The 14,700-nt window shown below is 50.2% G+C and carries 8 protein-coding genes and 4 pseudogenes; all 12 read left to right on the forward strand.

Features of this window, described 5'->3' with window-relative positions:
- Positions 1-100: 100 nt before the first annotated feature.
- Positions 101-1,335 (forward strand): annotated as a pseudogene (locus RS881_RS59925) (beta-ketoacyl synthase N-terminal-like domain-containing protein).
- Positions 1,251-3,002, forward strand: coding sequence for a polyketide synthase dehydratase domain-containing protein (locus tag RS881_RS23860; RefSeq protein ID WP_315823380.1), 1,752 nt, complete (start codon positions 1,251-1,253; stop codon positions 3,000-3,002). Before RS881_RS59925 ends, RS881_RS23860 begins: the two are co-directional and overlap by 85 nt.
- A gap of 308 nt (positions 3,003-3,310) precedes the next feature.
- Positions 3,311-4,179: pseudogene (locus RS881_RS23865) on the forward strand (SDR family NAD(P)-dependent oxidoreductase).
- Positions 4,176-5,234, forward strand: coding sequence for an acyl carrier protein (locus RS881_RS23870; RefSeq protein WP_315823381.1), 1,059 nt, complete (start codon positions 4,176-4,178; stop codon positions 5,232-5,234). The pseudogene RS881_RS23865 and the gene RS881_RS23870 overlap by 4 nt, the downstream one beginning before the upstream one ends.
- Before the next feature lie 32 nt (positions 5,235-5,266).
- Positions 5,267-6,051, forward strand: a pseudogene (locus RS881_RS59930) (KS-MAT linker domain-containing protein); the annotation flags it as partial.
- 107 nt (positions 6,052-6,158) lie between these two features.
- Entirely contained in the window at positions 6,159-7,976 is a 1,818-nt protein-coding gene (locus RS881_RS23885) for a polyketide synthase dehydratase domain-containing protein (protein WP_350340172.1), read from the forward strand.
- Positions 7,894-8,423, forward strand: a pseudogene (locus RS881_RS23890) (SDR family NAD(P)-dependent oxidoreductase). Before RS881_RS23885 ends, RS881_RS23890 begins: the two are co-directional and overlap by 83 nt.
- The gene (locus RS881_RS23895; protein WP_315824594.1) at positions 8,402-11,011 is read left to right on the forward strand and encodes a type I polyketide synthase; all 2,610 of its coding nucleotides are present in this window, start codon (positions 8,402-8,404) and stop codon (positions 11,009-11,011) included. Before RS881_RS23890 ends, RS881_RS23895 begins: the two are co-directional and overlap by 22 nt.
- Positions 10,972-11,202 (forward strand): hypothetical protein, encoded by a 231-nt coding sequence (locus RS881_RS23900; RefSeq protein ID WP_315823384.1) that lies wholly within the window; start codon positions 10,972-10,974, stop codon positions 11,200-11,202. Before RS881_RS23895 ends, RS881_RS23900 begins: the two co-directional genes overlap by 40 nt.
- Positions 11,203-11,219: 17 nt before the next feature.
- A complete protein-coding gene (locus RS881_RS23905) occupies positions 11,220-13,625 on the forward strand; it encodes an SDR family NAD(P)-dependent oxidoreductase (RefSeq protein ID WP_315823385.1) in 2,406 nt (801 codons plus the stop codon).
- Positions 13,625-13,930: a beta-ketoacyl-[acyl-carrier-protein] synthase family protein gene (locus RS881_RS23910; protein WP_315823386.1), complete on the forward strand. Its 306-nt coding sequence runs from the start codon at positions 13,625-13,627 to the stop codon at positions 13,928-13,930. The genes RS881_RS23905 and RS881_RS23910 overlap by 1 nt, the downstream gene beginning before the upstream one ends.
- 11 nt (positions 13,931-13,941) lie before the next feature.
- Entirely contained in the window at positions 13,942-14,688 is a 747-nt protein-coding gene (locus RS881_RS23915; RefSeq protein ID WP_315823387.1) for a hotdog family protein, read from the forward strand.
- Positions 14,689-14,700: the final 12 nt, after the last annotated feature.

Below are 14,700 nucleotides of genomic sequence, written 5' to 3' on the forward strand. Positions count from 1 at the left end.
AATAACTCAACCAATAGCACCCGGAAAAAACAGTCAGCCAGTCATTCAGTCTATACAAGGTACTGTCCCTGCGCCATCAACCGATAAAGACCTGATTGCTGTGATCGGGCTGGCTGGCAGCTTTCCACAGGCAGCCAACTTAGATGCTTTCTGGAAAAACCTGCTGGCGGGACAGGACTGTATAGAAGAAATACCAGCCAGCCGCTGGGCAGTGGAGGACCATTTTACGCCCGATATGGAAACAGCCGATAACACGGGCAAGAGTTATGGCAAATGGGGCGGCTTTCTCAAAGACTTGTATTATTTCGATCCGTTGTTCTTTACTATTTCGCCTACCGAAGCGGCCGCTATGAACCCCAAGGAACGGCAGTTTCTGCAATGTGCCTGGCATGTATTGGAAGATGCGGGTTATACCCCTCAGTCACTGGCGAAAGAACAGGTAGGTGTATTTGCGGGTGTAACCAGGAGTGGCCTGGACCCTTATAAAGTATCTATGTTTCCCGTAGCCAACCGGGTATCTTATACGATGAACTTCCGTGGCCCCAGTATGCCGATAGATACAGCTTGTTCTTCTTCGCTGGTGGCTATTCATGAAGCCTGTCAGCATATTCATGCCGGAGAGTGTACAGTAGCTATTGCGGGGGCGTACATGCTTTCCTGGGCCCTTCTCATTTTGCCGCTTTATCGGGTTTGCACATGCTGTCGCCCGATGGCAGAAGCCGCTCCTTTGGCAGCGAGGCCAATGGTATGGTACCGGGCGAAGGGGTAGGTGCGGTTTTGCTTAAACCCTTACAACGGGCGCTTGCCGACAGGGATCATATCTATGGGGTGATTAGGGCTTCGGCTACGAATCATGGTGGTAAATCGAATGGCTTTACCGTGCCCAATCCACAGGCACATGCAGCGCTCATCACCCATACACTGCAAAAAGCGCAAATCAACGCAAGAGATATTAACTATGTGGAAGCACATGGTACAGGTACATCACTGGGCGATCCCATTGAAATAAGGGGGCTGCTGGATGCTTTCCGGAATGATACACCTGATGCACAATATTGTCCCATTGGTTCTGTAAAAAGCAATATCGGTCACCTGGAAGCAGCTGCTGGTATTTCGGGATTGGCCAAGGTGCTGTTGCAAATGAAAAAGGGTAAGCTGGTTCCTTCCTTGCATGCCCAGCAGTTGAATCCGCACATCAACTTTGCCAACACCCCCTTTATGTACAACAGGAACAAAGCGATTGGCTACCGGTGGATAAGTACGGTAACCGTATTGCCCGCATGGCCTGCTTATCTTCATTTGGTGCGGGCGGTTCCAATGCCCACCTGGTGGTAGCAGAAGCACCATCTATCAACAGGGTAACTGTAGCGCTTGATAAGCCGGCTATTATTGTATTATCAGCTCGTGAACCTGCTTTATTGCAGGAACAGGTAAGGCAATTGCTGGCATTTGTTGATGCACAAGAGGAGGCACAACACCTGCTACCCGACATGGCCTATACCTTACAAGTGGGCAGGGTGGCGCTGGATCACAGGCTGGCGCTAACTGCCACCACTATACCTGAATTACAACATAAGTTGCAAACCTTCCTGGCTGGCCACAGCGCTGGCACATTGTATTGTAATGACAACAGGAATAAATACAAGGGTATCACACTGCTCACACCCGAACAAGAGGCGAGCCTGCCGGAAGCCATAAAAGCCGGTCAGTATACTGACCTATTAGAAGCCTGGGTAAAAGGATATGTCTTTAACTGGAATCGTTTATACGAGGGCAGTCACCGGGCCGGTTCGCTGCCACATCGTATCAGTCTGCCCGGTTATCCTTTCCTCAAAGAGTATTTTGGTTTGCCCGATACCAGCAAGCAGGTTGCCGATGCCAATGCGGCTCCTTTATCCGTACTGCATCCCCTGGTGCACCGGAATGGGTCTACTTTTTCACAGCAGCAGTTCACCTCACGGTTTACAGGCCAGGAGTTTTTCCTGCGGGATCATGTGGTGCAAGGTGAAAAGTTATTGCCCGGCGTAGCCTACCTGGAAATGGTGCGGGCAGCCATCATGATGGCAACAGATAAGCGGTCGGAGGAGTATACAAACTGTCAGGTCAACCTGCAGCACGTAGCCTGGATACGGCCTGTTGTAGTAAAAGATACACCCGCGGAATTGACCATAGAACTGGAGGCGGGTGAAAATGGAGAGGTCAGTTATACTATTTACAGCGACAACGAGAAAGATACTGAAGCAGCAGTACAGGTACATAGCCAGGGAACGGTATTGCTTACCGAAAGGGAGCAGGAAGCTCCTGTGCTTGACCTATCGGCTATCAACCAATTGACCAGCCGTCAAAAGATCACTACGGCACAATGTTATACACTGTTTACTGAACTGGGTATTACCTATGGTCCTGCACACCAGGCCATCGACTATATACAAATAGGCGAACAGGCAATACTCGCCAAGCTTACTATTCCACCCGCTGTTGCCGGTACATTGCACCAATATTGGCTGCACCCCAGTATTATGGATGCCGCCTTCCAGGCCATCATGGGATATATGGTGGCCGGTGGTGGTGATGAAACCGCGTCACCTTCGTTGGCGGTACCCTTTGCGCTGGAAGCGCTCACCGTGTATTCACCTTGTACCGCCAACATGTGGGCGCATATTCGCTATCACCGGATAGATGCCAACAAACCCACAATCATCAATAATTTATCCTTCGACCTGGACCTTTGTAATGAAGCAGGGAAGGTATGTGTGTGCATGCAAGGTTTTATATCGCGGGCGTATCAAAAGAGAGCCGCTCCTGGTTACAACCGGTTCTCTATTTACAACCAACCTGGGAAACAGCTGCACCCGTTAATAATAACCATCAAATCGTTTATGATGAGCAGGTGGTATTGTACGAAGCTGGATTGCTGGAAGCGCCAGCAGCAGGCAATGGCATTCGTTGTATTTCTTACGAGGCAGTGGCAAGTGGCATTGCCAACCGGTTGGAACGACTAACGCTGTTGGTTTTTGCTGAAGTACAATCCTTGTTGCGGGCCATGCCTGCCGGTAAAGTACTGCTACAGGTATTATTAAAAACCGGTGAAGGGGCTGCTATGCAAAGTGCCGTAGCAGGTTTATTGAAAACAGCCCGCATGGAGAATCCCCGTTTTACCGGACAGGTGATCATTGTGGAGGAAGGAGCAGGCTGGCAGTCGATTCGTACCTGTATACAGCAATGCAGTCAGGAACCCGATAATACGCTAATTCGATATACCAACGGCACCCAACAGGTACAACGCTTACAAACCTATACACCTGCCTCCATGGAATCAGTCATACCCTGGAAAGCGGGAGGCGTGTACCTGATTACAGGTGGCGCCGGCGGCCTTGGTCTGCTACTGGCTCAGGAAATAACTCAGCGTGCCCAGGCAGTCAAACTTATCCTCACCGGGCGTTCGGAATTAACAGCCGATAAGTTTGAACAGTTGGAACAACTGAGGCAAAGGGGCGCACTGGTAGAATACAAACAGGTAGATATTGTCCATGCCGCCCCTGTGGATCAATTGATACAAGATATACTACAACAGCATGGCGCACTTCATGGTGTTATCCATGCAGCGGGCATTATCCGCGATAATTTCCTGATCAAAAAACAACGGAAGAAGTTAAAGCGGTATTGGCGCCGAAAGTACAGGGCCTGATCAACCTGGACCTTGCCACACAACAGGTACCACTGGATCATTTCATTGTCTTTTCGTCGGTTGCCGGCGTTATGGGCAATACGGGGCAGGCCGATTATGCCGTGGCCAATGCCTTCATGGATGGATTTGCCAGTCATCGCCATCAATTGGTAACAGCCGGGCAACGATATGGCGCTACTGTTGCCATCAACTGGCCTTTATGGAAAGCAGGTGGTATGCAGGTAGGCGCGGCCGTAGAAGCCATGATGCAGGATACGCTGGGTATGCTGCCCCTGGATACTGCCACCGGACTGACAGCGCTGTATACGATGCTGGCAGCCGGTCATTCTCAACTGATGGTAGTAGCAGGCCATTTGCCTGTATTGCGTGATACCTTCCTGGAGCAAGGGCGCAAAGAATCGTTGGCTATCCCACAGTCGCTTGCTGTTGAACAGGTGACCGGCCTGAAAGAGAAAACGATCACCTACCTCAAAAATTATTATCGGGCGTGATCAATCTATCGCCTGAGCGGATCAATGCCGATACAGCACTGGAAGAATATGGTATTGATTCCATCATGGTGATGAAGATGACCACCGAACTGGAAAAAGTATTCGGCGCTTTACCCAAAACGCTGTTCTTCGAATACCAGCACATCAGTGAATTAAGCACCTATTTCCTTTCCTCCCATGCAGGCAGGCTAATGACCTTGTTGGGGTCAGACCAACAACAGCAACCTGCCAGAACTACGACACCCGTTGATAAACCGGTAGCTGCTCCGGCAAGCTTTAAACGAAAGACCCAACCTGTAGTGGCCAGCTCTGCCCACAAAACACCCCAGGAAATGGATATTGCCATCATTGGTGTATCGGGCAGTTATCCCCAGGCAAGAACCGTTGAAGAGTTTTGGGACAACCTGGTGCAGGGCAGGAACTGTATTACGGAAATACCAAAAGACCGGTGGGACCATCGGTTGTACTTCGATGAAAACAAGAACAAGGCTTTTAAAACAAATACGAAGTGGGGCGGATTCCTGGAAGGGATGGATGAATTTGATCCGCTCTTTTTCAATATATCACCACGTGAAGCGGAAGTCACCGATCCGCAGGAGCGCCTGTTCCTGCAATGTGCTTATGCCACGCTGGAAGATGCGGGATACACCCGTCAATCCTTATGGGACAATGCCCAGCAGGGAAAGGTAGGCGTATATGTAGGGGTGATGTGGAATGAGTACCAGCAATTGGCGGCCCAGGAAATAGCTCAGGGTCGACCGATGGTATTATCGTCGGGTTCTGCCTCCATTGCCAACCGGGTATCTTATTACTGCAATTTTAACGGACCCAGTGTAGCGGTTGATACGATGTGCTCTTCGTCATTGACCTCCATCCACCTGGCTTGCCAGGGATTGCGCCAGGGCGATTGTGCCGTGGCCATTGCAGGCGGTGTGAATGTGTCGGTACATCCTTCCAAATACCTCATATTAGGTTATGGTAAAATGGCTTCTTCAAAAGGGCTATGTGAAAGTTTTGGAGAGGGGGCGATGGCTATGTGCCCTCGGAAGGGGTAGGTGCTGTGATGCTGAAACCATTGTCGCGTGCTATGGCCGATGGCGATCAGATCTATGGTGTGATCAGGGGATCGGCCCTCAACCATGGCGGCAAGGTAAATGGATACAATGTGCCCAACCCGAAAGCGCACGCCAAAGTGATCAGGCAGGCCATTGACGCAGCAGGGTGGGACCCACGCACGATTAGTTATATGGAAGCACATGGTACAGGAACAGCGCTGGGTGATCCGATAGAGATAGCAGGGCTGGCCAGTGCCTTTACGACCAGCGATAAACAATTTTGCGCCATCGGTTCGGTAAAGTCAATATCGGCCATGCCGAAAGTGCGGCCGGTATTGCGGGCATTACCAAGGTACTGCTGCAAATGAAGCATGGTGTGTTGGTACCTTCCCTGCATTCAACGGTTCTAAATACAGCGATTGATTTTACCAATAGTCCCTTCCAGGTACAGCAAGACCTGGTTGACTGGAAAAGGCCCCGGCTGGCACTGAATGGTAAGGAGCGGGAGTATCCAAGAAGGGCCGGCATATCGTCTTTCGGTGCAGGCGGCGCCAATGCCCATATAGTTATTGAAGAATACATACCTGCACCTGCTTATACGCCTGGCAACAACAATGCAATACAGCCGGTAGCGATCCTCTTATCAGCCAGGCAGGAAGACCGCTTACGACAAATGGTGCAGCAATTGCTGGCCCTCGTGCGCACCAATGTGTATACGGATAAGGATCTGGCAGCTATGGCTTATACTTTACAGGTAGGCCGGGAAAGCATGGAGGAAAGGCTGGCCCTGGAAGTGAACTCGCTGAAAGAGCTGGAAGCAAAACTCAGGCTTATCTCCAGGGAGAGCGGAGCATTGAAAACCTGTGGCAGGGAAAAGCAAAAGACCATCAAGCTATCTTATCGTTGGTGGTTTCGGATGAGGATATGGAACAAACGCTTGACACCTGGTGCAGGAAAAAGAAATACAAACAACTGCTGCCTTTATGGATACATGGGGTGGATATCAATTGGAAGAAATTGTATACAACGGGTGACCAGACCCAATACCATTTGCAACGCATCAGCCTGCCTACCTATCCATTTGCCAGAGACCGTTACTGGCCCTTGCCTTTGAATGGGCTACCCGCAGCTGCAATGAGCACCGCCGCTACTGCGGTATTGCATCCGCTGGTGCATCAAAACACGTCTACGTTTGCCGTGCAACAGTTCAGCTCCACCTTTACGGGAGAAGAGTTTTTCCTGAAGGATCATTTGGTGAATGGAAAGAAATTGTTGCCCGGGGTAGCGTATTTGGAAATGGTCTATGAAGCAATGGGCATAGCCGGTGGACAGCAGGGGAAGGCTATTGAAGTAGAAAACCTGGTATGGCTGCAGCCCTTTAGCGTGAACGGGCATCCCGAAAATATTAGCATCCAGCTATTGCCGCAAGACAATGGCGATATCAGGTTCGATATACATAGTCATCCAACGGCGGGCGAACCCAATGCCCGCACGCATAGTCAGGGTATGGCCAGGTATTTAGGCCAGGCGGAAGTACCTGCTATTGATATCAAGGCCCTGCAAGCGATCATGAGCCTGGGCAGGCTGGAGGCAGATGCGTGTTATGACCTATTTGCCCAAATGGGCATCGTTTATGGCCCTGCCCAACGGGGCATTCAATGTATTTACAAAGGGCAGGGGCAAGCCCTGGCCCAATTGTCCATTCCTGGTAGCGTAGCCAATACCTTATCACAATATGCCTTGCATCCCAGTTTACTGGATGCCGCACTGCAAAGTGTTATCGGCTGTATGATCACGCCGGGTATACTACCAGACCGCCTGCCGCTTGCTATTCCGTTTGCCATCCGCCGGCTGCAGATACTACACCCTTGTACACCGGCTATGTGGGCCTACATTAAGCACGATCAGGCACAAGGTGGTGTCGGTGCAAACGGGCTCACATTTGATATCGACCTGTGTAATGAAGCGGGCGAGATATGTGTGCAGATAGTGGGCTTTACCTCACGCGAGCTGGAAAAGCAGGAAGGTATTCAGACCAAGCCAACGACCTTGCTGCTGGAGCCTTATTGGCAGGAAAAGAAAATAAGTGCATCACCCACTACAGGTGGTGATACAGAACATATACTGGTATGCATAGAACAAGATAAACTGGCCAGGGCTGTACAGGAACAAATGTCTTCCACCAAGGTCATATCCTTACCAGCCAGACAAGCCGCTGGTTTTGAATATTATGCCCTGGAGGTTTTCGGGGAAGTAAAAAGATGGCTGCAGTCCAAACCCAAACACCAACTGCTGCTGCAGGTAGTGGTACCAACAGCCGAAGAAAAGCAGGTGTTGTTGGCCATAGCCGGTCTGCTGAAAACAGCGGCGTTGGAAAATCCTTTGTTTACGGGACAAGTAATAGGCATAGAGCCAGGTACCACAACCAGTGATCTGATTACCAGGATCAAAGAAAACCGTCAACAGGGTACAGATACCCTTATACGATACCGGCAGCATCAACGGGAAGTATTTAGTATACGACCTTATGAATCAACTGCTGTTTACAATGCTCCTATTATATGGAAACAGGCCGGTGTATACCTGATCACGGGTGGTGCAGGCGGGCTGGGATTGATCTTTGCGGAGGCTATTGCCCACAGCACCAAAAGATGCAACGGTGATCCTCACAGGCCGTTCGCCTTTGCAGGAACCACTGAACAATACCATTCAAACATTGCAGACTACAGGTGTGTGCATTAGCTACCGGCAGGCTGATATGGCCGATGGAGTAGCTGTCAATAAGCTGGTACAGGATATCGTACAGGAGTTTGGGCCATTGAATGGTATTATCCATTGTGCCGGCCTGTTGCGGGATCATTATATTTTGAAAAAACGGAGGAAGATATACAAGCGGTATTAAGCCCCAAGGTGGCAGGAACAACGCACCTGGATATTGCCACCAAGGACCTGCCACTGGACTTCTTTATCCTTTGCTCTTCCACCACAGGCGTTACCGGCAATGCCGGGCAGGCTGCCTATGCACTGGCCAATGCGTATATGGACCGGTATGCTGCGTACCGGCATTCTTTGTTGCAGACCCAACAACGCAGTGGTAAAACCTTATCGGTAAACTGGCCTTTGTGGCGCGAAGGAGGTATGCAGGTTACCGCTACCCAGGAAAAACATTGCTGGATCAATATGGCATGACGCCGCTGGAAACAACAGCTGGTATAGAAGCGCTGTACCAGGCTATGCAGCTGGATGCCAGCCAGGTAATGGTATTACAAGGTGATACAGTGAAACTCAAAGCCACCTTCCTGGAAAGGGCTGATAAAGTAATTCCTGAAGTGGCTGCACCCGCCCTATCCAATGACAAACTTAACAAGACATTGTCCCTTGGTTATTTTAAAAACATTTTATCAGCCGCTATCAAGTTACCCGCCACACAGATCAGTGCCACAAAACCCATGGAGGAATATGGAATTGATTCAGTGATGGTGATGCAAATGACCAATGAACTGGAGAAAGTATTTGGCAGCTTAAGCAAGACGCTGTTCTTTGAATACCAAAGCATCGGGGAGCTGACAAATTACTTCCTGGAAACATTTCCCGGTAAGCTGCATGAGCTGCTGGTAGTACCTGCAGCTACTACCAACAATAATGTAGAACCAGTAAAGGCCCCGGTCCATCGTTTTAAAGCCAGCAGTCCGGTACAGGAGAAAAAGCAGGAAAGTAAAGCGGATAGTGGTTCGCTGGATATTGCCATTGTAGGGCTGGCCGGCAGTTATCCGCAGTCACCCGACCTGGAAGCCTTTTGGCAAGTATTGAAAGAAGGCCGCAACTGTATTACTGAAATACCTGCTAGCCGGTGGGACCATAGCCTTTATTTTGATACTACCAGAAATGAACCCGGTAAAACCTATAGCAAGTGGGGAGGATTCCTGCATGGTGTGGAGGAATTTGATCCCCTGTTCTTTAATATCACGCCCAGGGAAGCAGCCACCATGGACCCACAGGAACGCCTGTTCCTGCAATGTGTATATGAAGCGATAGAAGACGCCGGTTACACCAGGCATACACTGGGTATGAATAGCAGCACAGGCGTAAAAGGAAGTGTGGGGGTATTTGCCGGTGTGATGACGGAGGAATACCAGTTGTATGGTCCGGAGGAAACGGCCCTGGGCCGTCCGCTGGTACTGTCGGGCAACTCGGCCAGTATCGCCAACCGGGTATCCTGGTTCTGTAATTTCAATGGCCCGAGTATATCGCTCAACACGATGTGTTCATCTTCGCTTACTACTATTCACCTGGCTTGCCAAAGCCTGTACCTGGGCGAATGTGAAGCGGCTATTGCCGGAGGGGTAAACCTCTCCCTGCATCCCAATAAATATGTGGGTCTTGCTTATGGAAAGTTCTTATCGGGTAAGGGCTTATGTGAAAGTTTTGGCGCCGGCGGTGATGGATATGTACCCGGTGAAGGGGTAGGAGCGGTATTGCTGAAACCCCTGTCGCGCGCCCTGGCCGATGGTGATCGTATCTATGGCGTGATCAAAGGAACAGCCATTAATCACGGGGGCAAGACCAATGGATATACTGTACCCAATCCCATTGCACAAACCCAGGTGATCAATAAGGCACTGCAGCTGGCAGGTTTTGATCCCCGCAGCATCAGCTACCTGGAGGCCCATGGTACAGGCACATCTTTGGGTGATCCCATTGAGATTGCCGGCCTCAACAAAGCATTCGGCCAGGTGGGTAAGCAATATTGCAGCATAGGTTCGGTAAAGTCCAATATTGGTCATGCTGAAAGTGCCGCGGGCATTGCGGGGTTGACCAAGGTATTACTGCAAATGAAACACCGTCAATTGGTGCCTTCCTTACATGCCGATCCACTGAATCCGCATATTGATTTCGTGAATAGCCCCTTCAAGGTACAAAAGGAATTGACCGAATGGCAACAACCAACGGTTACCATCGAAGGGAAAAAGGTGGTGTTTCCACGGCGCGCTGGTATCTCTTCTTTTGGCGCCGGTGGAGCCAATGCCCATCTATTGATTGAAGAGTATACACCTGCTAACCAGGAGGAGATTACTTCTGATACAGTTATTGCAGCACCTGCCGCCCCACAAGAACAGGTGATCCTGCTCTCTGCAAAAACAGCGGTACAGTTACAACAACAGGCCGCACGCCTGTTGAAGTGGGTACAAGGCACAACAGACCATTCCAACACCCAATTGGCCAACCTGGCTTATACCCTGCAAACCGGCAGGGAAGCCATGGAAGAACGCTGGGCCACACAGGTGGGTTCTTTTGTACAATTGGAAAATAAGCTCATCACGCTGATCCATGATGAACAGGCTGCACCAGGTGTATACAGAGACACCCTACAGCCTGCCTGCGAAAACTGGGAACAAGATGGTTCGCAGAATACCTATTATAGTCCTGAGCAACTCATGGCCCTTTGGGTAAAAGGTGCAACAGTCAATTGGCTTCAGCTTCACCAGGATGGTGACAAGCCGGTATACCGGCCCCAACGAATCAGTTTGCCGGTGTATCCGTTTGCTAAGAAAACTTGCTGGTTCAGCAAGCCCTCCCATACTCCCTCAATGGTGTGTTGTTGCAAAAGCAATGGCTGCCTTCCTTACCTGCTGTTGCCAGCATCTCTTGTAAGCAGGTACTCATTCTGCATAGTACCCAGAGCAGGGAATTGGCCCAACTGCTGCAACTGCGTTTTGAAAACGCCCAATTGGTGGATATGGAGGAGGGGGTATTGTTGTCACAAAGGGTTGCATTAATCAATTGGCAAAGCATCGACGGTTATATTGACCTATTGGGTATGAATAGTCAACCCATAACCTCCAACGATTGGATGCAGTTGCTGCAAACGCTGATAGCCAAGGGGCGTAAAGAAGGAATACAAATAGTACACATTAGCCAGGGGCTTACCCCTTTCAAAACAACCAGTACAATCCTGCCGGTGCTTTAGCAGCAGGTTTGTACCGTATGCTGGGCAGTGAATACAGTTATATTGTATCCAGGGAGGTAGATGTGGAAGCGGGCACTCCAATGGCCCTGCTGGTAACTCAGATCGTAGATGAGCTGTACTGCCGAGACGAAACAGCAGCCATTTGCTACCGGGCAGGTAACCGCTATTACCCGGTGATGCAGGAAATGCCAATGCCTGCCAGCACGCAATCCATCAGTTTCCACCAGCAAGATATTGTATGGATCACCGGCGGCACCCGTGGGCTGGGCTATTTATGCGCGCAACACCTGGTACGCCACTATGGCGTTAAGCGCCTGGTATTGACCGGCCGGGAACAATTGCCTGCCCGGCATGAATGGGATCAATATAAAAACCAGGATACTGCCACCGCACAAAAAATAAAAGGCTTGCTGGCCCTGGAAGCATTGGGTGCAACAGTAAAAGTGCTGGCTACTGACTTAACCCATGTGCAACAAATACAAGAGCAATTGGAAACCATTAAAAGTGAGTGGGGGCCAATTGCCGGCCTGGTCCATTGTGCAGGTATTGGTGACCAGGAGAATCCCGCCTTTATCAAAAAGAGCCTGGCGGGTATCCAAACGGTATTAGCACCTAAAGTACAAGGCACCTATAACCTATATCAATCTTTTAAAGATGAACCCTTACAGTTTTTCCTGTTGTATTCTTCCGTTTCGGCAGTTATTCCTTCGTTGGGAGCTGGTCAGGCAGCTTATGCCATGGCCAATGCCTGGATGGATCATTTTGCCGAAACAACTGCGGCGGCTTTTCCCATCACCAGTATACAATGGCCCAATTGGAAAGAGTCGGGTATGGGGGAAATCAAATCCAGGGCTTATACCAATACCGGTTTACTGGCACTGACCGATGAGCAAGGGTTGCACCTGCTGGACAGGGTATTGCAGGAAAGAAGCGGCCCTGTGGTGATGCCTTGCCTGGTGGACAGCGCTCACTGGCAACCCGGTGAATTATTGCAGGTGAGCCGCCGCATTAAAACAGCAGTCATCCATCCTGGCAATAGTTCCCCCGTTATTCCACCCGTACCCGTTGCCCCAACTGCTACTTTATTAAAGGAACAGGTACAGGAATGGCTCACGGCTTTATTTGCCCGCGAACTCAACATGGAAACCAGTGAGCTGAAAGCGGATAAACCCTTTCCGGATTATGGTATCGACTCTATATTGATCACACAATTGATACAACCTGTTAAGAAAGCCTTGGACGCAGATATTGATCCTTCGCTTTTATTTGAATACCAAACCATCGCCAGCTTCGCTGCCTGGCTGGCTGAGGCCTATCCTGGTCAATTTGCCAGGCTCTTATCCAACACGAAGCAAGTACCTGTGGCACCACCACCTACAGCTGTAGCGCCTTTGCGTAGTACGGGTATTGCCGTAGTAGGCATGGCTTGCCGTTTTCCCGGTGCGCCTAACCTCGATGCTTATTGGGAATTGTTGCAAGAGGGCCGGTCGGCTATTAAACGCGTACCTGCCGGTCGTTGGAATACCTCCCAGCCCTACTATGCGGGATTGCTGGATGACCTCCATTACTTTGATCCGGATTTCTTTATGCTGCATGAAAATGATGCCAAAGCGATGGACCCGCAAGCATTGCTGGCACTGGAAGAAAGTCTGGCCTTGTTGTGTCATGCCGGGTATACAGCAGCCGATGTAAAGGGAAAACCAATTGGTGTGTACCTCGGTGGCCGCAGCCGCCATCAACCCGGCGCCGGTGCCCTGGAGCAAGCCAGGAACCCGATCGTTACAGTAGGTCAAAACTACCTGTCGGCCAATATATCCCGCTTCTATGATCTGCGCGGACCGGCCATCGTGGTAGATACGGCTTGTTCATCGGCCCTGGCGGGCATGAAAATGGCCGTACAAGCTTTACTGGATAACGAAATAGAAGCGGCCATTGTAGGCGGTGTGAATGTATTGGGTTCGGAAGAAACGCATCAATTGTTTCAGCAAAGAGGCATCCTGAACAAGGGCAAAGATTTTCACCTGTTCGATCAGCGTGCTGCTGGTATTGTACCGGGCGAAGGCATCGGTATGGTGCTGTTAAAGACGCTGGAACAAGCGCAAGCGGATGGTGATAGCATCTATGCGGTTGTACGTTCAGTAGCCATCAACAACGATGGACGTACAGCGGGACCTGCAGCCCCCAATATCGAAGCATTGAAGGAAGTGATGCTAACAGCATTGAACAAGAGCGGACATACGCCGCAAGACATCAGTTATATTGAGGTAAACGGTTCGGGTACAGAAATAACGGACCTCATTGAAATGAAAGCCATCAACGCTGTTTATCGTCCGGGTGTTGCTGTACCCTGCACGCTTGGGTCGGTAAAACCCAATATCGGCCACCCCTGTGTGCAGAGGGTATTGCCGGTTTTATCAAAGTAGTGAAGATGCTGCACAGCAGGCAGTTGGTGCCGTTCTTGTCGGGCCAGCAGCCGATGAAATATTTTGACTTTACTGCTTCTCCCTTCCGCTTTTCCAGGGCATTGCATGATTGGCCAGGAGCGCCAGCGATAGCGGCCCTCAATTGTTTTGCCGATGGCGGTACCAATGCCCATGTAATTATACAAGCCTGGGAAGCGGCTACTATTCATACAGGAAACAAGCAGCCATTGGCTGTACCTGTTTTACACCGCCGCCACTTACAACAGCCGGCACTGCAGGAATCAATTTGGGAACTGTTTAATTAATCGCCGTCACCATGATAAAGGACAAGCTGGTATTTTCATTGAAGAACCCTGTAATAGCCGGGCACCAGGTACAAGGTCAGGCCATCCTGCCCGGACTGGCCTATATTGATATCCTACTACAATGTTTCAGAAAACATGGGTATCCATTCGATGAATTGACCGTACAAAATATTACGATCCACCATCCCCTGATCGTTGATCCGCAAGGGAACGTAACCCTTACCATTGAAGCCGTGGAAACCGAGGCTGGTCACTGGCAGGTAGCTTTAAAAGGAGACTTGTTATACATTACTGCCCAGGTGAACCGTACTGGTAAACAACTATTAACCGGCACTATTGCTATTGCACCTATAAAAAGTCAGTCAAAAAAGCAATACCCGATAGGAGCGATCTATGACCAATACCAGGCCCGGGGATTAGACCATAGTGGATTGATGAAGGCCGCAGGCACCGTGTATGAAACCAGTGAGGGTATGCTGTTTGATGGATGGGTTGGTTCAGCGGCGGAAGCCATCGCCGGTTACTTTCTGTTTCACCCGGCATTGATCGATGCCAGTGCGGTGGCCACCAGGGGCTTGTTTGATCAATTGGTGGGCAAGGAAGAAACCCTTTTTCTGCCTTTGTTTTATGGGGCCTTCCAGGGTACTGCCTGTATTCAACAACGTTGTTATGCCTGGGTGCCGGTAAACACCATTAGCCGGAAAGGGGAACTGATTACCCTTACGATCCATTATTATGACCAAGCTGGCCAAAAATAGCTGAACTGACCA

The organism is Paraflavitalea speifideaquila, from assembly GCF_032395985.1.
Taxonomy (GTDB): domain Bacteria; phylum Bacteroidota; class Bacteroidia; order Chitinophagales; family Chitinophagaceae; genus Paraflavitalea; species Paraflavitalea speifideaquila.